General features: G+C 63.6%; 1 protein-coding gene. It reads left to right on the top strand.

All coding sequences use genetic code 11. The annotated features are described in order from the left end of the window. Positions 1 to 64 precede the first annotated feature (64 nt). Positions 65 to 1,300, top strand: coding sequence for an ISL3 family transposase (locus AC1AY0_RS11735; protein WP_476525144.1), 1,236 nt, complete (start codon positions 65 to 67; stop codon positions 1,298 to 1,300). Positions 1,301 to 1,329: the final 29 nt, after the last annotated feature.

The raw sequence follows: 1,329 nt of genomic DNA, 5'->3' as shown, positions 1-1,329 counted from the left end.
GGCCTTTCGCTGTTTATGGTGGGTGGTTTGGGGTGGGGTGATGCCGGTCGGGTAGGTTGGAGGCATGGATACCTCTCACCTGTTCACCGCCGCGCTTCAGTTGCAGTCACCTTGGAAGGTGGGGTCCGTGGACTTCCGTGACGTCGACGGCGGCCGTCAGGAGCTGCACATCATGATCGGCTTCGAGCCCGGCGCGCGCTTCCATTGCCCCGAGACGGGATGCGGTGAGGCCGCCTGCCCGGTGCATGACACGAGGGAACGCGTGTGGCGGCACTTGAACTTCTTCCAATACAAGGCGTTCATCCACGCCGGACTGCCACGCGTCACGTGCCCCGTGCACGGGGTGAGGACGGTTCCCGCCCCGTGGGCCAGGCCCGGCAGCGGGTTCACGCTCCTGTTTGAGGCGTGGGCCGTGGAGATGGCCCGCCACCTGCCCGTCGGCACGCTCGCCGAACAGGTCGACGAGACCGACACCCGTTTGTGGCGGTTCATCGCCCACTACGTCGACGAGGCGAGGAGGCTGGAGGACTACACGGGAGTGGAGGCCATCGGCATCGACGAGACCAGCCGCAAAGGCCACAATTACATCACGGTCGTCGCCGACCTCGTGGAGCACGACGTGATCAACGTGACCCCGGGCAAGGACTCGGCCACCGTCAAACGGTTCGTCGGCGATTTCATGGACCACAACGGGGTGCCGGAATACGTGCGCCTGGTCACCTGCGACATGAGCCTGGGCTTCCGAAAGGGCATCCGCGAACACCTGCCCAACGCGAAGAGGATCATCGACAGGTTCCACGTGATCAAGCACGCCAACGAGGCCGTCGACAAGGTCAGGAAGGAGGAGGGCCGCTCCAACCCGCTGCTCAAACGGACGAAATACCTGTGGCTGCGCAACGAGGGGATCCTGACCGAACCGCAGCTGGAGACGAAGCGGAACCTAACAAGGCAACGGTTGAAGACCGGCCGCGCCTGCCGGATGCGCGAGGTCCTGCAGGACATCTACGCGGACAGCTCCAGCCCGTCCGAGGCATGGGTGCGCCTGCACCGCCTGTGCTCATGGATGATGCACTCGAGGCTCGAGCCCATGAAGGAACTCGCCCGCATGATCCGACGCCACTTCACCGAGATCGTCGCCTATTTCGAGCACCCGTACACCAACGCCGTCCTCGAGGGCGTCAACAGCGTCATCCAGAACGTCAAACGACGGGCGAGGGGCTTTCGCAACATGGACTACTTCGCCACCATGATCTACCTGACCTGCGGCAAACTCGACATCAAAGCCGTCACCACCACCTGACCATCACCCACCACAAACAGCGAATAGCC

It is taken from the genome of Bifidobacterium sp. LH_416 (genome assembly GCF_056357055.1).
This window is presented reverse-complemented; position numbering and strand designations above follow the sequence as displayed.